Raw genomic sequence first — 19457 nt, 5'->3', positions numbered from 1 at the left:
AGCCATGCTGACAGTCAAGAACATCCACCAGTACTACGGCGGCTCGCACATCCTCCGGGACGTGAGCTTCGAGGCCACGCTCGGCAAGGTCACCGTGCTGCTGGGCCGCAACGGCGTGGGCAAGACCACGCTGCTCAAGTCGCTGATGGGCCTCGTGCCGATCAAGAGCGGGAGCATCGAGCTCGAGGGCAAGCCGATCCAGAAGGCGACACCTTACGAACGGGCGCGGGCGGGCATCGGTTTCGTGCCGCAGGGCCGTGAGATCTTCGCGAGGCTCACGGTCGAAGAGAACCTGCGCATGGGCCTGGCCTACAAGAGCGGCAGCACGCCGATTCCATCGGAACTGTTCGAGCTGTTTCCCGTGTTGAAGCAAATGATCAACCGGCGCGGCGGCGATCTTTCGGGCGGGCAGCAGCAGCAGCTGGCCATCGCCCGCGCCCTTGCGCCCAAGCCCAAGCTCCTGATCCTCGACGAGCCCACCGAAGGCATCCAGCCGAGCATCATCAAGGACATCGGCCGCGTCATCCGCATGCTGGCGGATCGCGGCGACATGGCCATCGTGCTGTGCGAGCAGTACTACGACTTCGCGCAGGAGCTGGCCGACGACTACCTTGTGATGGAACGCGGCGAAGTCATAGCGCGCGGCCTGGGCAAGGACATGGAAGCGCAGGGCGTGCGCCAGCTCGTGGCGATCTGATCGACCATCGGCAGGGCCTCGCGAGGCCTCGCCGATGCAGGGTCTTGGAATCTGCGTATCGGCTTCGATTGAGGGTTTACCCTAAAATCCGAGGCTGCCCGTCGCCGCCGGGCACCCTCCCAGGAGCCTGGCCTTGAACGCCTCCCCACCCGCGCTGGACAGCGCGGACACCGCCATTCCCATTTCTTCTTCCCCGTCGTCGAAGCCCGTCAATTTTCTGCGGGCCGTGCTCGCACTCGGCGTCGGCGGCTTCGCCATCGGCACGGGCGAATTCGTGATCATGGGCCTCCTGCCCGAGGTCGCGCACGACATCGATGTGAGCATTCCGCAGGCCGGCCACGTCATCAGCGCCTATGCGCTCGGCGTGGTCGTCGGCGCCCCAGTGCTCGCCGTGCTCGCGGCAGGGTGGGGTCGGCGCGCCTTGCTGATCGCGCTGATGGCCGTGTTCGCGGCCGGCAACTTCGCGAGCGCCATGGCGCCCGGGTATCTCTCGCTCAACCTGCTGCGATTTGCCACGGGCCTGCCGCACGGCACCTACTTCGGCGTGGCTGCGCTCGTGGCCGCGACGCTCGCACCACCGGGGCGCCGCGCGCGCGCCGTGGGACTCGTGATGCTCGGGCTCACCGGCGCCACGCTGGTCGGCGTGCCCATCGCCGCATGGCTCGGGCAGTTCTTCGGCTGGCGCGCGGCCTTCGTGTTCGTCGGCTTGATCGCGCTGTTGGCCATCGTGCTCGTGCGCCGCGACGTGCCCGACATCGCCGCCGCGGCCGGCGCCAGCCCATGGCGCGAACTCGGCGCGTTCAAGCGCAAGCAGGTGTGGTTCACGCTCGGCATCAGCGCCATCGGCTTCGGCGGCATGTTCGCGGTGTTCAGCTACATCAAGCCCACGCTCACCGAGGTAGCCCACCTGTCGGTGCACAACGTGCCCTTCGTGCTCGCGCTGTTCGGCCTGGGCATGGTGACCGGCAACATCGTGGGCTCGCGCCTTGCGGACAAGTCGCTGATGCGCACCATCGCCGGCGTGCTCGTGTATGCGGCGGTGGTGCTTGCGCTCTTCACCTTCGCGGCGCAGCACGTGGTCACGGCCGCCATCGGCGTGTTCCTCATCGGCACCACCGTGGCCATCGGCCCGGCCTTGCAGATCCGCCTGATGGACGTGGCCGGCGATGCGCAGACGCTCGCCGCCGCGCTCAACCACTCGGCCTTCAACATGGCCAACGCGCTCGGCGCGTGGCTGGGCGGCGTTGCCATTTCGGCGGGTCTGGGCTGGACCTCTACCGGCTGGGTCGGCGCGCTGCTCGCGCTCGCGGGCATCGGCATCTTCGGCTGGGGCGTGATGAGCGCGCGGGCCGATGCGCGCCTGGGCGCCGTTCAGCGCGCGCCGAGCGCTTCATAGTCGGCCGGCGCGCACCTCGCGCGCCTGAAATCTCCGGCGCCTGCAGGATTGCGCGGCCGTGCCTATGATGGCCGCCGCCCCCCCCCAATCCCTCCCTCATCTCCCTCGGAGCGCGCCCCCATGAGCATTCCCACCACCCGCCTCGGCCGCACGGGCCTCACCGTCTCCCGCCTCGCCCTCGGCACCATGACCTTCGGCCTGCAGACCGACGAGACGGTGTCGCACCAGATCCTCGACAAGGCGGCCGAAGGCGGCATCAACTTCCTCGACACCGCCGACGTGTACCCGCTCGGCGGCACTGTCGAGACCACCGGCCGCACCGAAGAGATCATCGGCAACTGGCTCGAGAAGCAGGGCCCCGCGGGTCGCCGCCGATTCGTGGTCGCCACCAAAGCCGTCAACAAGGTCGGCCCGAATCCCTGGGACCAGGGCGCATCGCGCAAGCACCTGCTGGACGCGATCGACCTCTCGCTCAAGCGGCTGAAGACCGACCACGTCGACCTGTACCAGTTGCACATGGACGACCGCGAGACGCCGCTCGAAGAGACCCTCGAGGCGCTCGACATCATCGTGAAGTCGGGCCGCGCGCGCTACATCGGCGTGTCGAACTTCCTGGCGTATCGCCTGGCCCGCGCGCTCGGCAAGTCCGACCTGCACCGGTTCACGCGCTTCGTGTCGGTGCAGCCGCGCTACAGCCTGCTGTTCCGCGAGATCGAGCGCGAGCTGCTGCCGCTTGCGAGCGAAGAGGGGCTGGGCGTGATTCCCTACAACCCGCTGGCCGGCGGCCTGCTCACCGGCAAGTACAAGCCTGGTGCGAAGCCCGAGGAGAACACCCGCTTCACGCTCGGCACGGCCGGCGGCATGTACCAGGATCGCTACTGGAACGAGCGCAGCTTCAACACCGTGACGCAACTGCACAAGCTGGCCGACGAAGCGAGCGTGCCGCTCGCGACGCTGGCGGTGGCGTGGGTGATGGCGAATCCGCTGATCACCGCGCCGCTGCTCGGTGCGAGCCGGCCGGAGCAACTCGACGCGACGATTGCTGCGGCCGAGTACAAGCTCGATCCGGCGCTCAAGCAGAAACTCGACGAACTGACGGCGGAATACCGCAAGGGCGACGCACCGCGCTGATCCTGGTCTTGCTCCTTCCCCCTCTGGGGGAAGGTTGGGATGGGGGCGAGCGGCCTTTGACCAGCCGCTGGTGCTTGATACGCCGCGAGCCCCTACCCCAGCCCTCTCCCAGCGGGGGGAGGGAGCAAAACGGGAAACTGTCAGAACTGTCAGTTAATCGACAGCGAGAGGTTTGGGCTGGCTTCCTAGAGTGAACCCACCATGGTTCTCTCTCCTGCCAACTCCCCATCACGCAGGGCGCTCGCGCCGATAGCCCTCGTCGCACTGCTCCTCGCAGGCTGCGCCGTCGGCCCCGACTACGTCCGCCCGCAGATGGACGTTCCGGTCGCCTACAAGGAAACCGGCCCCTGGAAGACCGCAAAGCCGCAGCTCATCGACGCCAGCCATCCCTGGTGGGAGGCCTACGGCGACACCACGCTGAGCGCGCTGGTCGTGCAGGCCAACGCCGCCAACCAGAACATCCGCGTCGCCGAAGCCCAGTACCGCGAGGCGCAGGCCATCGCCGCCGCCGCGCATGCGGGCTTCTTCCCGACCGTGGGCCTCGATGCAGGCGCCAACCGCGCGCAGACCAACAGCACCGGCGTCACGAAGCGCGCGACCACCGACACCCTCGGCCTCGCCGCCAGCTGGGAGCCCGACCTGTGGGGCGCCGTGCGCCGCTCCGTCGAGGCCGGCAATGCGAATACGGAGGCCAGCGCCGATGACCTGGCCGGCGCTCGCCTCAGCATCCAGACCACGCTCGCGCAGGACTACCTGCAGATCCGCGTCATCGATCTGCAGCGCGGCCTGTACGCCAGCACCACGGCCGCCTACGCCAAGGCGCTCGAACTCACGCAGCACCAATACGCGGCCGGCACGGTGCTGCGCTCCGACGTTGCGCTCGCGGAAAGCCAGCTCAAGACCGCCGAAGCGCAGGCCGTCGATCTCGAAGCGCAGCGCCGCCAGCTCGAACACGCCGTCGCCGTGCTGACGGGACAGGCGCCCGCATCCTTCTCGCTGGCGCCGCTCGCCTCGTCCGCAGAGACGACGGCCGCATCGCTCTCGTCCACCGCCGCACTGCGCGTGCAGCTCCCGGTCACGCCCGCGGGCCTGCCTTCGGAACTGCTCGAACGCCGTCCCGACATCGCCGGCGCAGAGCGCCGCGTGCAGGCGGCCAACGCCAACATCGGCGTTGCCAAGGCCGCGTACTACCCGCAGATCGTACTCAGCGCGAGCGGCGGCTTCAGCGCCGGCAACCTCGCTTCGCTCTTCAATACGCCCAGCCGCGTGTGGTCGCTCGGCGCGGCGCTCGCACAGACGGTGTTCGACGGGGGCTTGCGCAAGGCGCACACCGAACAGGCCGTGGCCGCGTACGACGCCTCGGTCGCGCAATACAAGCAGACCGTGCTCGGCGGCTTCCAGCAGGTCGAGGACAACCTTGCGATGCTGCGTGTGCTCGACCGCGAATCCGCGCTGCAGGCACAGGCCGTGCAGGCCTCGCAACTGGCCGAGCGCTTGGCGCTCAGCCAATACCGCGCCGGCACTGCCACGTACCTGAGCGTGGTCACGGCGCAGCAGTTCTCGCTCACCAACCAGCGCACCGCCGCGCAAGTGCTCGGTCGCCAGCTCGCGGCCAGCGTGTCGCTGATCGCGGCGACCGGAGGCGGCTGGACTGCAACCGATGCGACTTCCGGAAATTGATGCCATGACGACGACAACCTCAGCTCCTCTTCAGCGCCGCTCGACCTGGGTCGCGGCCGCCACGCTTGTGATCGTTCTGGGTGGCAGCGCCTGGGCGCTCAACCACAACAAGGCTTTCGGCGCCAAGCCCGAAGCACCCAAGACACCGCCCGTGCAGGTGACGACCGCGCGCGTCACGCCGCAGAACGTGCAGGTCTACCGCTCGGGCATCGGCACCGTCGCCTCGATGGCCACAGTCACCGTCAAGGCGCGCATCGACGGGCAGCTCGACAAGGTCGGCTTCACCGAAGGGCAGGACGTGAAGGCCGGCCAGCTGCTCGCGCAACTGGACCCGCGCACGCTTCAGGCGCAGCTCGCGCAGGCGCAGGCAACCCGAGCGAAGGACGAGGCCCAACTCGCCAACGCGCGTGCGGACCTGAAGCGCTACACCACGCTCATCGCGCAGGACGCCGCCACGCAGCAGCAGCTCGACACGCAGAAGGCGCTGGTCAACCAGCTCGCCGCCACCGTGCAGACCGACGCCGCGCAGGTGCAGTTCGCCCAGGTGCAGCTGAGCTTCACGCGCATCGTCTCGCCGATGAACGGCCGCGTCGGCGCGCGGCTGGTGGACCCCGGCAACATCGTGCATGCGGCCGACACCAACGGGCTGGTCGTCATCAACCAGATCGACCCCATCGCCGTGCAGTTCACGCTGCCCGAAGACTCTGTGCAGGACATCAACCGCGTGCAGCAGCAGAGCAACCAGCCGCTCGCGGTGGTGGCCTACGACCGCGCGGGCAACCAGATGCTCGGCGCCGGCAAGCTGATCCTGCTGAACAACCAGATCGACACCACCAACGGCACGGTGCAGCTCAAGGGCAGCTTCGCGAACCCGCAGCACACGCTGTGGCCCGGCCAGTACGTCAACGTGCAACTGCAGCTTGATCGCCGGCAGGGCGCGCTCACCATCCCAGCCGCCGCCGTCCAGCGTGGACAGGACGGCACCTACGCCTGGGTCGTCGATGCGGAAAACAAGGCGAGCAATGTGCCCGTGCACGTCGTGCAGATCGCTGACGGCGTGGCCGTGATCGACAAGGGCTTGAGTGCCGACCAGCGCGTGGTGGTCGACGGCCAGTACAAGCTGCGCGCGGGCGCCACCATCGTCGAGCCGCCGTCCACTGCAAAGGATGCCAAGGCCACCAAGACCGGAAACGCGGCCCAGGTCGCGACCCGCACCGGGAGCGGCAATTGAGCATTTCCGCCGGATTCATCAAGCGCCCGATCGGCACCACGCTGCTCGCGCTGGCCATCCTGCTGGTCGGTGCGGCGGTGTTCCCGCTGCTGCCGGTGGCGCCGCTGCCGCAGGTCGACTTTCCGACGATTCAGGTGTCGGCCAACCTGCCGGGCGCGAGCCCGGAGACGATGGCCTCCAACGTGGCGCAGCCGCTGGAGCGGCAGTTCTCGCTCATCGCGGGCCTCTCGCAGATGACCTCGACCAGCGGCCTCGGCTCCACGCAGATCACACTGCAGTTCGACCTGGACCGCAACATCGACGCCGCCGCGCTCGACGTGCAGGCGGCCATCACCGCTTCCACCGGCCAGCTGCCGGCCAACCTGCCGAGCCCGCCGAGCTTTCGCAAGGTGAACCCTGCGGATTCGCCCATCCTCATCCTCTCGGTGCAATCGAAGACGCTGCCGCTCACCGAGGTGAACGACTACGCCGACAACATCCTCGCGCAGCAGATCTCGCAGATCGCGGGCGTGGGCCTGGTCAACATCGGTGGCGCGCAGAAGCCCGCGGTGCGCGTGCAGCTCGACCCGGCCAAGCTCGCCGCGCTCGGCCTCAGCCTGGAAGACGTGCGCACGGTGCTCTCGTCGGCCACGGTGAACGCGCCCAAGGGCACCATCGACGGGCCGAACCAGAGCTTCACCGTCTACACGAATGACCAGTTGCTGAAGGCCCAGCCGTGGAACGACGTGATCCTGGCCTACCGCAACGGCGCGCCGATCCGCGTGCGCGACCTGGGCGTGGCCATCGACGGCCCCGAGAACGCGAAGATTGCCGGCTGGGCCTACGCGGGCGCGGCGGCACCCGAAGGCAACACCATCCAGAACGGTCGCTCCATCGTGCTCGCCATCACCAAGCAGCCGGGCGCGAATGTGATCGAGACGGTGGACCGCATCAACGCCGCCATGCCGCGCCTGAAGGCCTCGATTCCGCCGACGGTGGAAGTCAACGCGCTGGTCGATCGCACGCAGACGATCCGCGCCTCGGTGCTCGACGTGGAGTTCACGCTGCTCCTGACCATCGCGCTCGTGGTGGCGGTGATCTTCGTGTTCCTGCGCAATGTGCCAGCCACGCTCATCCCGAGCGTGACAGTGCCCCTCGCACTGCTGGGCACGGTCGCGGTGATGTACCTGCTGGGCTACAGCCTGGACAACCTCTCGCTCATGGCGCTCACCATCGCGGTCGGCTTCGTGGTGGACGACGCCATCGTGATGCTGGAGAACATCTACCGCTACGTGGAAGAGGGCATGTCGCCGCTGGAAGCCGCGTACAAGGGCGCGGGCGAGATCGGCTTCACGATCATCTCGATTTCCGTGTCGCTGATTGCGGTGTTCATTCCACTGCTGCTCATGGGCGGCATCGTGGGGCGGCTGTTCCGCGAGTTCGCGGTGACGGTCACGCTGACCATCGTGGTGTCGGTGGTCATCTCGCTGACGCTCACGCCGATGCTGTGCTCGCGCTTCCTGAAGAACGAGCATGCACGCAAGCACGGCCGGCTCTACTTGTTGTTCGAGCGCGGCTTCGACGCGATGCTCAACGGCTACAAGCGCGGCCTGCATGTGGTGCTCGACCACCAGTTCATCACGCTGATGGTCTTCATCGCCACGGTGGCGGCGACGGGCTTTCTGTTCATGGTCATCCCCAAGGGCTTCTTCCCGCAGCAGGACACGGGCTTCATCTCGGGCTTTGCCGAGTCGGCGCAGGACGCTTCGTTCGCCTCGATGAACGCACGCATGCTGGAGCTGGCCGATGTGGTGCGCAAGGACCCGGACGTCTCGGCCTTCGGCATGAACGGCAGTTCGTCGACCTTCAACACCGGCAACTTCTACATCAACCTGAAGCCCAAGGACGAGGGCCGCACCGCGAGCGCCGACGAGATCATCACGCGGTTGCGTCCGCAACTGGCCAAGGTGCAGGGCGTGAACCTGTTCCTGCAGGCGGGGCAGGACATCCGCGTGGGCGGCCGCTCGTCGCGGACGCAATACCAGTACACGGTGACCGACTCGAACCTGGACGAGCTCAACACCTGGGCGCCGAAGCTGCTCGCGCGCTTCCGGCAGATTCCGGAGATCACCGACCTGGCCTCCGACCAGCAGAACGCCGCCGCCTCGGCCGTGCTGACCATCGACCGCGACCGCGCATCGAGCTTCGGCATTTCGCCGAGCGTCATCGATGCGACGCTGTACGACGCGATCGGCCAGCGCCAGGTGGCGCAGTACTTCACGCAGCTCAACAGCTACCACGTGGTGCTCGAAGTCACGCCCGAACTGCAGAAAGACCCGGCGCTCTTCAGCAAGCTGTACCTCACCTCGCCGCTCACGGGCCAGCAAGTGCCGCTCTCGACCTTCGTGAAGGTGGACACGAGCAAGACCGCATACCTCTCGATCAGCCACCAGGGCCAGTTCCCGGCGGTGACGATCTCGTTCAACCTCGCGCCGGGCCATGCGCTGGGCGATGCGGTCAACGCCATCAACAAGGCGCAGGCCGAGATGGGCATTCCGCAGTCGCTGAGCGGCGCGTTCCAGGGCACGGCGCAGGCCTTCCAGGATTCGCTCTCGTCGCAGCCCTACCTCATCGCCGCGGCGCTGGTGGCGGTGTACATCGTGCTGGGCCTCCTGTACGAGAGCTACATCCACCCGCTCACGATTCTCTCGACGCTGCCATCGGCCGGCGTGGGCGCGCTGCTGATCCTCATGGCGGGAGGCTACGACCTCAGCGTGATCGCGCTGATCGGCATCATCCTGCTCATCGGCATCGTGAAGAAGAACGGAATCATGATGATCGACTTCGCGCTCAAGGCCGAGCGCGAGCAGGGCATGGAACCCAAGGAGGCGATCTACCAGGCGTGCCTGTTGCGCTTCCGCCCGATCATGATGACCACGATGTGCGCGTTGCTCTCGGGCCTGCCATTGATGCTGGGCCACGGCTCGGGCTCGGAGCTGCGCCGGCCGCTGGGCTACGCGATGGTCGGCGGGCTGATACTCTCGCAGGCGCTCACCTTGTTCACCACGCCGGTGGTCTACCTGTACCTGGACCGCGCCCACTTCTGGTACCTGCGCCGCAAGGAAGCGCGCAAGGCCAGGAAGGCAGCGAAAGGAGAGGGCGGCGAGACTCCACCGGTGGCCGAGGCGCATTGATCGATGCGAGGAACTGGATGCACCACAGACCGTTCGGGCTGAGCTTGTCGAAGCCGTTACCGAACTGGCACTTCGACAAGCTCAGTGCGAACGGGTTTGTCAGCGCGAACGGGTTTGTCAGCGCAAATGGGTTTGTCAGTACGAACGGGTTTGTCAGCGCAAACGGGTTTGTCAGTGCGAACGGTCGGTCGAAGAAGAGAGCAGCAACGCCATGAAGATCCTGATTGTCGAAGACGAACTGAGAACCGCCGACTACCTCAGCAAGGGCCTGACCGAGCAGGGCTGCACGGTCGACGCGGCGCACAACGGCATCGACGGCCAGCACCTCGCGCTCACCCACGACTACGACGTGATCGTGCTCGACGTGATGCTGCCGGGGCAGGACGGCTTCGCGGTGCTGCGCGCATTGCGCGCCGTCAAGCAGACGCCGGTCATCATGCTCACCGCGCGTGACCGCGTCGAAGACCGCATCAAGGGCCTGCACGAAGGCGCGGACGACTACCTCGTCAAGCCTTTCTCGTTCCTCGAACTGCTGGCACGCCTGCAGGCGCTCAACCGGCGCGGCCGCAAGCAAGAGCCGGTGCAACTGCGCATCGCCAACCTGCAGATCGACCTGCTCGCGCGCAAGGCCTTCCGCGGTGCGACGCGCATCGACCTCACGGCCAAGGAGTTCGCGCTGCTCGCCGTGCTCGCGCGCCGTCAGGGCGAAATTCTCTCGAAGACCGCCATCGCCGAGCTGGTGTGGGACATGAACTTCGACAGCAACACCAACGTGGTCGAGGTGGCGATCAAGCGGCTGCGCGACAAGATCGATGCGCCCTTCAGCCCCAAGCTGCTGCACACGATCCGCGGCATGGGCTACGTGATGGAGTTGAGGGACACGGAGAGCGAAGCCCAAGGGGAGGGCGGCGCCCTGTGAAGCTCGTGAAGGGCTCCATCACCGTGCGGCTGGTGGCGATGTTCGCGGCGGCGGCGCTCGCCACCTTTGCGCTCATCGGTGCCGCATTGCACGGCGTGCTGGTGCGCGAGCTGGAGCGTCACCAGTACGAAGAGCTCGACACCACCCTGAAGAGCCTTCAGTACTGGATCGGCGCCATCGGCACCGCCGACCGCTGGTCGCGCGTGCAGACCCGCATGGACGCGCTCACGCCCGAGGACGGCAGCGTGCGCTTCTGGGTGCTGAGCGACGATCCGCGCTTCCAGTACGGCAAGGGCCTGGCCGAGCTCGACGGCCTCACCCGCGAAGCCAACGGGCGCAGCAGCAGCATCCTGCTGCCGGGGCAGGAGCGGCCGTTCCGTACGCTCTCGGTCCACATCCCGCCGTTCGAGGGTCGGCCGGCGGTGCGGCTCATCGTGGGGCGCAACTCGGAGCCCTACGAGCGCACCCGCAAGACCTTCTTGAGCGCGCTGCTGATGCTCGGGCTCGGCGGCGTGCTGGTGGTTGTGCTGGCGGGCTACTGGATCGCACGGGTCGGACTGCGGCCTCTGGAGCGCCTGTCGGGCGAGGCGCAGGCGCTGCGGCCCAAGACGCTGTCCCAGCGCTTGCAGACGACGGCGCTGCCGGTCGAACTCTCCGCGCTCGCCGAGGCCTTCAACGGCGCGCTCAGCCGGCTCGAAGAGGCGTACGGCCAGCTCGAGGCCTTCAATGCCGACGTGGCGCACGAGCTGCGCACGCCGCTGGCCAACCTCATCGGCAGCACGCAGGTGGCGCTCTCGCGCCAGCGCAGTGCGGGCGACTTCGAAGAGGTGCTGCAGGCCAACTTGGAAGACCTGGAGCGGCTGCGCTCCATCGTCAACGACATGCTCTTTCTGGCGCGCGCCGACCGCGGCGAAGTGGCCACCGGGCTGGTGCTCACGCCCGTGGCGCTGGAGGTGCGCAAGACCATCGACTTCTTCGAGTTCGTGCTGGACGAAAGCCGCACGCAGGTCGGCATCGCGGGCGACGTGCAGGCCGAGGCGCGGCTGGAGAGCGCGCTGTTCCGCCGCGCGATGTCGAACCTGCTGCAGAACGCCATCGAGCACTCGACGCCGGGCGCGCAGATCACCGTCACGCTGCGCGAAGGACCTGCGGCGACATGGATCGCGGTGTCGAACCCCGGCGCGGCCATCGACGAGGCGCACCTGCAGCACCTGTTCGACCGCTTCTACCGCGTAGACGCTGCCCGCAACGACGGTGGCGGCGAGCACCACGGCCACGGGCTGGGCCTGGCCATCGTCAAGGCGGTGGCGAGCATGCATGGCGGGCAGGTCAGCGCTTCGAGCGAAGGCGGAGTGAACACCTTCGCTTTCAGCGTCTCGCGGACCGGCTGAAACGGCGGTTTCGAATGGCCTGCGCCCGGTACGTTCTTGGACCATGCCGGACAATCGGGGCTCGCATGAACCCCGCTCCCACCCCGCAACTGCTTCGCGCATCGACCGAAAGGCTGGCATGGCACAGCTGATGTCGCTGCTGGTGCAGAACGCGATCCTGGTGGTGTTCGTCGCCAGTTTCGCTGCCCGCCTCGGACTGCCGGTGCCGGCGGCCGCGGTGCTGGTGGTCACGGGCGCGCTGCTCGCGGCGGGCGATGTGTCGGTCATCGGCGTGGTGCTCGCCGCGGTCGTTGCCAACCTGTTGGGCGACGGCGCCTGGTTCTATGCGGGCCGGCGCTTCGGCTACCGCTTCATGCGGCTCCTGTGCCGCATCTCGCTGTCGCCCGACTCCTGCGTGCGGCGCGGCGAATCGCTCATCACCGACTGGGGCGGCCTGTCGCTCGTCGCGGCCAAGTTCGTGCCCGGCGTCTCGGTGGTCGCGCCGCCGATGGCGGGGGCGCTGGGCATGTCGGTGCGGCGCTTCGTCGGCTTCGACGTGGGCGCCGCGCTCATCTGGACGGGCCTCTTTCTCGGCCTCGGCTGGGTCTTCCGCGACCAGATTCAGGAAGTGCTCGCCGTGCTGGCACAGGCCGGCGGCATCGCCACCGCCGCGATCGCGGTGCTGCTGCTGGTGATCCTCGCCGTGCGCTACTGGCGCCGCCGCGCCTTCATGCGGCTCACCGGCATGCCGCGCATCTCGGTCGAGGAACTGCACGAACTCCTGAGCGGCGAGGAGCCGCCGTTGATCATTGACGTGCGCGGCAAGGCTGGCGTGCAGGTCGATCCGCGCCGCATTCCGGGCGCGCTGCCGTACACGCTGAAGGCGTTGCAGCACCGTCATCTCGACCTTGCGATCGATTCGAACCGCGACGTGGTGCTGTACTGCAACTGCCCCAACGAAGTGTCGGCCGCCCAGGCCGCGCGCGTGCTGCTGGCACGCGGTGCGCGGCGCGCCTTGCCGCTCACCGGCGGGCTCGACGCCTGGGTCGCATCGGGCCGTCCGACCAGCCTGCACTGATCGGGCTTGCGCCTGCAGAAACCGAACCTGCGTGCTATGGTCAGCCGGCTTCGGGTTAACCCCTAAGTCGGCCCTCTCTCGAACGGGATTCCTCGTGTCTTCTTCTTCCAATGCTTCCCATCCGCCCGCGGCCGGCCTCACGCCCGCGCTGACCTTCGTCTTCGCCGTGGCCTGCGGCCTGTGCGTGGCCAACATCTACTACGCGCAGCCGCTGATCGGCCCGATCTCCGACGCACTGGAGCTCCATGCGGGCCTGGCCGGCTTGATCATGACGCTGACCCAGCTCGGCTACGGTGCAGGCCTGTTGCTGCTGGTGCCGCTGGCCGACGTGGTCGAGAACCGGCGCCTGATCGTCGGCGCGCTGTTCGGCGCGGTCATCGGGCTGGTGGGCATCGCGCTCTCGAACTCGGCCGTGACCTTTCTTGCGGCGTCCTTCATGGTCGGCGCCTGCGCGGTCGCGGCGCAGGTGCTGCTGCCCTTTGCCTCGCACCTCGCGCCCGAGGCCACGCGCGGCAAGGTGGTCGGCAACATCATGGCGGGCCTGCTGGGCGGGATCATGCTGTCGCGCCCCTTCGCCAGCATGGTGGCCGCGAGCCTGGGCTGGCGCGCGCTGTTCTGGATCTCGGCCGTGCTCATGGCCACGCTCATCGCCGTGCTGTGGCGCGTGCTGCCCGAGCGCCGGCCGCATGCGTCGATCGGCTATGCACGCACCATGGCGTCGCTGCCGGGCATCGTGTGGAACACGCCGCTGCTGCGCCGGCGCGGCTGGTACCAGGGGATGATGTTCGCGGCCTTCCAGGCGTTCTGGACGGCCGTGCCGCTGGCGCTGGTGCATGAGTTCGGGATGGGGCAGCGCGGCATCGGCCTGTTCGCGCTGGCCGGTGCGGCGGGGGCGCTGCTGGCACCGGTGGCTGGTCGACTCGCCGACCGTGGCTTGACGCGCCCTGCGACGGGCGCGGCCATCGTCGTCGCGCTGTTGTCGTTCGTGCTCGGCGCCGTGTCGATGCACTTCCATTCGCTGGCCGGACTGGTCGCGGCCGGCATCCTGCTCGATGGGGCGGTGCAGCTGTGCCAGGTGCTGAACTTCCGCAGCCTCTTCATGCTGGCGCCCGAACTGCGCGGTCGGCTCAATGGCCTTTTCATGACGTTCATTTTTATCTGCGCGGCAATGGCGTCGGGCATTGCGGCGGCGGTGTATGCCTTCCACGGCTGGACGGGGTTGTGCCTGCTCGGCGGTGGCTTCGTGTCGCTGGCGTTGCTGCTGTATCTCACCGAATTTCGCCGACAGCCCGTGGCCATGGCCGCCGGCATTCGATGAGCTCGCCGGTTTTTTCGCGGCGCATCCAGGTCACCCAGCCCGACGCGAGCGGTATCTGGCCCATCCTGTCGCTGTGCGCGGCCTACACCGCATTGATCGGTGTCGCGGCCGCGTGGCTGTTGGACCCGGATGCAACGGGCTGGTACATCGCGCTGGGCATGGTGGGCATGATCGGGTTCCTCGCCGCGTGGCTGGTCGGGCTGGTGTTCGTCGTGCGCGCATGGATCTGGGTCGAAACCCATTGGCTGCGCCCTGAGAAAAGCCGACCGAAACCGTTCAATGAAAACACCCAGGTCGACATCGGCGAGGAAGGCTTCTCGGTGCAAGGGCTCGGCCGCGTCGAATGGATCGACGTACTGGGCATAGAGGCGATTCCCGACAGCGACAACTACCTGATCGTTCACACACGGCCATTCAGGAAACTGATGCTGACGGCGCCTGTCGATGAACTCGTGCCGGTCATCAACCACTACCTCGCGCTGAGAACCCATGCCAAGACGATGCCCAAGGGCACCGTGCAAAGCCGCGCCATGCTTTTTTGCTGGCAATGTTTTCTTGCGTGGGTCTGGACGGGATACGCGCTGGCGGGCGCCGCGGGTATCGCGCTGCTGTTCAATGCATCCGACGCGGGATTCCTGAAGACCATGGTGGGGCTCTGCGTGTTCATGCCGATGGTCGCCTGGCTGGTCTGGACCATCCCTTTCTCGCGGATCAGCCTCTTTTCGCGTTCGCGGGTGCGCGCCTTCCAACTCGACAACACGCAGTTGCGCAGCATCGACGGAGATTGGCAAGTCGATTTGCGGCAGGCCCGGGTCAGTCATCGCCGTGCCAGCGGCATCGGCTACGAATTCGACTTTCTCGCCATCCGGCCAAAGGCGGGAAAGCGCCTCGATCTCCTGCTGGAAGGCGGGGCTGATCAAGAGGCGCTTCTGGATGCCTTGAGCGAGCGCGGTCTTCTGCCGCGCGAGAACCCCGAACGCTAGACGCGCTCGGGCAGCGGCGCCGCAGAACGGTCCCGCTGCCACCCGGTGGTAGCCTTCCCACCCCATGAACCTCCGCACCAAGATCGTCGCGCTGGCCGTCGCCCCGCTGCTCGTCGCACTGGTGCTCGTGGCGCTCGCGGTGCGCCACCAGGAGCACGACCTCGCGCAGCGCGAGCGAGCGCTCATCGAGCGCAGCTACATGGCCCAGCGCCGCAGCGAACTGCGCAGCTATGTCGAGCTGGCCGTGAGCAACCTGCGTCCGCTGTACGACTCGGGCCTGGACGACGAGGCCACCCGCAACGAGGCCCTGCGCCGTCTGGCCGCGCTCGACTACGGCGACGACGGCTACTTCTTCGTCTACGACCTGGAGGGCAATTCCCTCATGCATTCGCGCCAACCCGAGCTGGTCGGCCAGAACCTCTGGGGCATGCGCGATTCGCGCGGGCGCTTCACCATCCAGGAGCTCATCAAGGGCGCGAAGGAAAACGGCGGCGGCTACGTCGAGTACGAATGGCGCAAGCCATCGAGCGCGCAGATGGCGCCCAAGCTCGGCTACGTGACGGCGCTACCGCGCTGGAACTGGATGGTCGGCACGGGCCTGTACCTGGACGACATCGAGTCGACCATGGATGCGCTCGACAAGCAGATGAACGCCAACGTCACCGCCACGCTGCTGTGGATTGCGGGCATTGCTGCGCTGTGCCTCGGCGTTGTGAGCGCGGCCGGCGTGTTTTTGAACCTGAGCGAGCACCGCGTGGCCGAAGCCAAGCTGCGGCTGCTCGCGCGGCGCGTGGTGCAGTCGCAGGAAGAAGAGCGCGGCCACCTTGCGCGTGAGCTGCACGACGGCACGAGCCAGACGCTGGTGTCGGCCAAGCTGTTGATCGAATCGGCCGTCGATGCGCTCGGCCGCGACCACCAGCCGGCGCCGCCCGCGCTCGGCAAGGCGCTGCAGCGCCTGAACGATTCGCTCACCGAAGTGCGCCGCATCTCGCACCGCCTGCGCCCCGCGCTGCTCGACACGCTGGGCCTGCCCGCCGCGCTGGAACGGCTGGGCCACGAGTTCGGGGAGGAAGGCAGCGTCGATGCGTCCATCATGGTCGAAGGCGAACCTTTCGAGCTGTCGCAAGAGGTGAAGACCGCGCTTTTCCGCGTGACGCAGGAGGCGCTCACCAACGTGCGCAAGCACGCCGAGGCGCATCGCGTGCACATCTCGCTGGGTTTCAACGAAGAGGCCGTGCGGTTGGAGGTGAGCGACGACGGCGTGGGCTTCGACGTCGAGGCGATGCAGCTCGACCCGCGCCACGGCATCGGCCTTCGCAACATGCGCGAGCGCATCGAGGCGATCGGCGGGCGCCTGGCGATGCGCTCGGGCCGCGGCCACACATCCATCGTGGCCGAAGTGCCGGCCCGCAGCGCGAGGCCCGAATGACGACAACAGCAGCACCAGCAACAACGGCGCCGCAGCCGCCCAGGCCCATCCGCCTCTTCCTCGTGGACGACCACCCGCTGGTGCGTGACGGCCTGCGCGCGCGCCTGGGTGCCATGCCCAACCTGGAGATCGTCGGGGAGGCCGGCAGCGGCGCCGAGGCGCTCGCGCTGCTCGACACGTTGCGGTGCGACCTCATGCTGGTCGATGTTGGCATGAAGGACATGAACGGCATCGACCTCGCCGCGCTGGTGCTGCAACGCGATCAACAACCATCACATCCAGCGCCGCACATCGTGATGCTCAGCATGTACGACAACCCCGAGTACGTGCAGAAGGCCATGCAAGTGGGCGCGCGCGGCTACGTGCTCAAAGACGCGCCTGCGGCCGAGATCGTGGCCGCCATCGAGGCTGTGTCGGCGGGCGGCACCTTCCTGAGTCCGGCCGTGTCGAAGAAACTCTTTCGCAACCAGGCGCCGCGTCCGCTGCTCACGCCGCGCGAGAGCGAGATCCTCACCGCGCTCGGCAGGGGCGAATCGAGCAAGCAGATCGCGCGCGACCTGGGCTTGAGCGTGCGCACGGTGGAGGCGCACCGCCAGAGCATCAAGCGGCGGCTGGGCATCGAGGGGCAGGCGGAACTCATCAAGTACGCGGTGGAGCACGCGCGGGAGTTCGGGCAGGGGTGAGGGATGCCATGCGACAACGCCACCGAGCGCTCGCCCTATGGCGACCGCTCGGTGGCGCTATATCGCAATGGCAGCGCGAGGATCGCTAGGCCGCGTTGAACCGGCCCAGGTTCATCACCTTGGTCCACGCCGCGATGAAGTCCTTTACGAACTTCTCTTCTGCATCCGAACTGCCGTAGACCTCGGCCAGGGCGCGCAGCACTGAATTGCTGCCGAAGGCCAGGTCCACGCGCGTCGCGCTGCCCCTGCGCTCGTTCGTCGTGCGGTCAACGCCCTCGTACAGGTTGTTCTCTCCGGGCACGGCCTTCCAGGTCGTGTTCAGGTCGAGCAGGCGAACGAAGAACTCGTTGGTCAGCGCGTGTTCCTTCTGGCTGAAGATGCCGTGCTTGGTGGCGCCGACGTTGGCGCCCAGCGCGCGCATGCCGCCCACCAACACCGTCATCTCGGGCGCCGTCAGCGTCAGCAGCTGGGCCTTGTCGACAAGGAGCGCATCGGCGGGAACCGCATAGTCCTTCTTCAGGTAGTTGCGGAAGCCGTCGGCCACGGGCTCGAGCACCTTCATGGCCTCGACGTCGGTTTGCTCTTGCGACGCGTCCGCGCGGCCGGGCGTGAAGGGCACCGTCGCGCCATGGCCTGCGTTCCTGGCGCCTTGCTCGACACCGGCGCAGCCGGCCAGCACGATCAGGTCGGCCATCGAGATCTTCTTGCCGCCCGACTGCACCTTGTTGAATTCGGCCTGGATGCCTTCCAGCGTGTTGAGCACCTTGGCCAGCTTCGCCGGCTCGTTGACTTCCCAGTCCTTCTGCGGCGCGAGGCGGACGCGGCCGCCATCGGTGCCGCCGCGCATGTCGGAGCCGCGGTAGGTGGCGCCCGACGCCCAGGCCGTCAGCACCAGGTCGGAGACCGACAGGCCCGACGCAAGAATCTTGGCCTTGAGCGCAGCAGCATCCTTGTCGTCGACCAAGGGGTGATCGATCTTGGGGATCGGGTCTTGCCAGATCAGTTCTTCCTTCGGCACTTCGGGGCCCAGGTAGCGCGAGCGCGGACCCATGTCGCGGTGCGTCAGCTTGAACCATGCGCGCGCGAAGGCGTCGGCGAACTGCTCAGGGTGCTCGAGGAACCGCCGCGAGATCTTTTCGTAGGCGGGGTCCAGGCGCAGCGAGAGATCGGTGGTCAGCATGGTCGGCACGCGCTTCTTCGACGTGTCGTGCGCATCCGGAATGTCGGCCGCAGCGCCCTTGGCCTGCCACTGTCCGGCGCCGGCCGGGCTCTTGACCGGCTCCCATTCGAAATTGAACAGGTTCTCGAAGAAGAGGTTGGTCCACTTCGTCGGCTCCTGGGTCCAGGTGACTTCCAGGCCGCTGCCGATGGCGTCGCCGGCGATGCCGCTGGCATGTGTGCTCTTCCAGCCCATGCCCATTTCTTCCAGGTCGGCCCCTTCAGGCGACGAGCCGACGAGGTCCGCCGGACCCGCGCCGTGGGTCTTGCCGAAGGTGTGGCCGCCGGCGATCAGGGCGACGGTTTCCTCGTCGTTCATCGCCATGCGGGCGAAGGTCTCGCGGATGTCGCGCGCCGCCGAGACCGGGTCGCCGTTGGCGTTCGGACCTTCGGGGTTGACGTAGATCAGGCCCATCTGCACGGCGCCGAGCGGGTTCTCCAGGTCGCGGTCGCCGGTGTAGCGCTTGTCGTCGAGCCAGGTGGTCTCGTTGCCCCAGTAGACGTCCTGATCGGGCTCCCATGTGTCGGGGCGCCCGCCGGCGAAACCGAAGGTCTTGAAGCCCATGGACTCCAGGGCCACGTTGCCGGTGAGGATCATCAGGTCGGCCCACGAGATCTTGCGGCCGTACTTCTGCTTGATCGGCCACAAGAGGCGCCGGGCCTTGTCGAGATTGACGTTGTCGGGCCAGCTGTTGAGCGGCGCAAAGCGCTGCTGCCCACGGCCGCCGCCCCCACGTCCGTCGCCGGTGCGGTAGGTGCCGGCGCTGTGCCAGGCCATGCGGATGAACAGCGGTCCGTAATGGCCGAAGTCTGCCGGCCACCAGGCCTGCGAGTCGGTCATCAGCGCAAGCAGGTCTTGCTTCAGCGACGCGTAGTCGAGGCTCTTGAACTCCTTTGCGTAGTCGAAGTCCTGGCCCATCGGGTCGGACTTGGAGGAGTGTTGGTGGAGCAGGTCCACCCGCAACTGGTTGGGCCACCAGTCGCGATTGACGGTACCGGTACTGCGACCGACCGCATGGTGGACGGGACACTTGGCTTCCGCTTGAGGCTGGGTCATCGAGGTTTCCAGTTCTTTGTTTGAGGGCTCTGCATTCTGAATCCGTAACGACGAGCAGGGCAAATCCTTTGGCTATGACGCCCATAGCGTTCGA

At 67.5% G+C, this 19457-nt stretch carries 14 protein-coding genes; 13 read left to right on the top strand and 1 reads right to left on the bottom strand.

Annotated features, from left to right (window positions below; all coding sequences use genetic code 11):
- The first annotated feature begins 4 nt into the window (after positions 1–4).
- The 13 genes from urtE (at position 5) to VARPA_RS23140 (ending at position 17088) form a co-directional block, all read left to right on the top strand.
- A complete protein-coding gene (gene urtE / locus VARPA_RS23200; protein ID WP_013543019.1) occupies positions 5–697 on the top strand; it encodes an urea ABC transporter ATP-binding subunit UrtE in 693 nt (230 codons plus the stop codon).
- A gap of 133 nt (positions 698–830) precedes the next feature.
- Positions 831–2093 carry an MFS transporter gene (locus VARPA_RS23195; protein ID WP_013543018.1) on the top strand — a complete coding sequence of 421 codons (1263 nt, stop codon included), beginning with the start codon at positions 831–833 and terminating at the stop codon, positions 2091–2093.
- 120 nt (positions 2094–2213) lie between these two features.
- On the top strand, positions 2214–3224 hold the full coding sequence (locus VARPA_RS23190) for an aldo/keto reductase (RefSeq protein ID WP_013543017.1): 1011 nt from the start codon (positions 2214–2216) through the stop codon (positions 3222–3224).
- A gap of 201 nt (positions 3225–3425) precedes the next feature.
- Complete coding sequence (locus VARPA_RS23185; RefSeq protein ID WP_013543016.1) at positions 3426–4904, top strand: efflux transporter outer membrane subunit; 1479 nt, start codon at positions 3426–3428, stop codon at positions 4902–4904.
- A 4-nt stretch (positions 4905–4908) separates the two neighbouring features.
- The gene (locus VARPA_RS23180) at positions 4909–6135 is read left to right on the top strand and encodes an efflux RND transporter periplasmic adaptor subunit (protein WP_013543015.1); all 1227 of its coding nucleotides are present in this window, start codon (positions 4909–4911) and stop codon (positions 6133–6135) included.
- Positions 6132–9308: an efflux RND transporter permease subunit gene (locus VARPA_RS23175; protein WP_013543014.1), complete on the top strand. Its 3177-nt coding sequence runs from the start codon at positions 6132–6134 to the stop codon at positions 9306–9308. Before VARPA_RS23180 ends, VARPA_RS23175 begins: the two co-directional genes overlap by 4 nt.
- Positions 9309–9519: 211 nt before the next feature.
- The gene (locus VARPA_RS23170; protein ID WP_013543013.1) at positions 9520–10227 is read left to right on the top strand and encodes a heavy metal response regulator transcription factor; all 708 of its coding nucleotides are present in this window, start codon (positions 9520–9522) and stop codon (positions 10225–10227) included.
- Positions 10228–10232: 5 nt separating this feature from the next.
- Positions 10233–11618: a heavy metal sensor histidine kinase gene (locus VARPA_RS23165; RefSeq protein ID WP_041943947.1), complete on the top strand. Its 1386-nt coding sequence runs from the start codon at positions 10233–10235 to the stop codon at positions 11616–11618.
- A 118-nt stretch (positions 11619–11736) separates the two neighbouring features.
- Entirely contained in the window at positions 11737–12675 is a 939-nt protein-coding gene (locus VARPA_RS23160) for a DedA family protein/thiosulfate sulfurtransferase GlpE (RefSeq protein ID WP_013543011.1), read from the top strand.
- 94 nt (positions 12676–12769) lie between these two features.
- Entirely contained in the window at positions 12770–13993 is a 1224-nt protein-coding gene (locus VARPA_RS23155; RefSeq protein ID WP_013543010.1) for an MFS transporter, read from the top strand.
- Complete coding sequence (locus VARPA_RS23150; protein ID WP_013543009.1) at positions 13990–14976, top strand: hypothetical protein; 987 nt, start codon at positions 13990–13992, stop codon at positions 14974–14976. The genes VARPA_RS23155 and VARPA_RS23150 overlap by 4 nt, the downstream gene beginning before the upstream one ends.
- Before the next feature lie 64 nt (positions 14977–15040).
- The gene (locus tag VARPA_RS23145; protein ID WP_013543008.1) at positions 15041–16405 is read left to right on the top strand and encodes a cache domain-containing protein; all 1365 of its coding nucleotides are present in this window, start codon (positions 15041–15043) and stop codon (positions 16403–16405) included.
- Positions 16402–17088 carry a response regulator transcription factor gene (locus VARPA_RS23140; protein WP_013543007.1) on the top strand — a complete coding sequence of 229 codons (687 nt, stop codon included), beginning with the start codon at positions 16402–16404 and terminating at the stop codon, positions 17086–17088. Before VARPA_RS23145 ends, VARPA_RS23140 begins: the two co-directional genes overlap by 4 nt.
- Before the next feature lie 85 nt (positions 17089–17173).
- Here the strand turns inward: VARPA_RS23140 and katG are convergent, their stop codons facing one another.
- Positions 17174–19363: a catalase/peroxidase HPI gene (gene katG, locus VARPA_RS23135; protein ID WP_013543006.1), complete on the bottom strand. Its 2190-nt coding sequence runs from the start codon at positions 19361–19363 to the stop codon at positions 17174–17176.
- Between the last annotated feature and the right edge of the window lie 94 nt (positions 19364–19457).

This window comes from Variovorax paradoxus EPS, assembly GCF_000184745.1.
Taxonomy (GTDB): Bacteria; Pseudomonadota; Gammaproteobacteria; order Burkholderiales; family Burkholderiaceae_C; genus Variovorax; species Variovorax paradoxus_C.
The sequence above is the reverse complement of the archived record's forward strand: the minus strand, read 5'-3'. Positions and strand labels throughout refer to the sequence as shown.

Excerpts from the sequence above, each read along its gene's own strand:
- urtE (WP_013543019.1), top strand. The coding sequence starts at position 5 with ATGCTGACAGTCAAGAACATCCACCAGTACTACGGCGGCTCGCACATC.
- VARPA_RS23190 (WP_013543017.1), top strand. The coding sequence starts at position 2,214 with ATGAGCATTCCCACCACCCGCCTCGGCCGCACGGGCCTCACCGTCTCC.
- VARPA_RS23185 (WP_013543016.1), top strand. The coding sequence starts at position 3,426 with ATGGTTCTCTCTCCTGCCAACTCCCCATCACGCAGGGCGCTCGCGCCG.
- VARPA_RS23180 (WP_013543015.1), top strand. The coding sequence starts at position 4,909 with ATGACGACGACAACCTCAGCTCCTCTTCAGCGCCGCTCGACCTGGGTC.
- VARPA_RS23170 (WP_013543013.1), top strand. The coding sequence starts at position 9,520 with ATGAAGATCCTGATTGTCGAAGACGAACTGAGAACCGCCGACTACCTC.
- VARPA_RS23160 (WP_013543011.1), top strand. The coding sequence starts at position 11,737 with ATGGCACAGCTGATGTCGCTGCTGGTGCAGAACGCGATCCTGGTGGTG.
- VARPA_RS23150 (WP_013543009.1), top strand. The coding sequence starts at position 13,990 with ATGAGCTCGCCGGTTTTTTCGCGGCGCATCCAGGTCACCCAGCCCGAC.
- VARPA_RS23145 (WP_013543008.1), top strand. The coding sequence starts at position 15,041 with ATGAACCTCCGCACCAAGATCGTCGCGCTGGCCGTCGCCCCGCTGCTC.
- VARPA_RS23140 (WP_013543007.1), top strand. The coding sequence starts at position 16,402 with ATGACGACAACAGCAGCACCAGCAACAACGGCGCCGCAGCCGCCCAGG.
- katG (WP_013543006.1), bottom strand. The coding sequence starts at position 19,363 with ATGACCCAGCCTCAAGCGGAAGCCAAGTGTCCCGTCCACCATGCGGTC.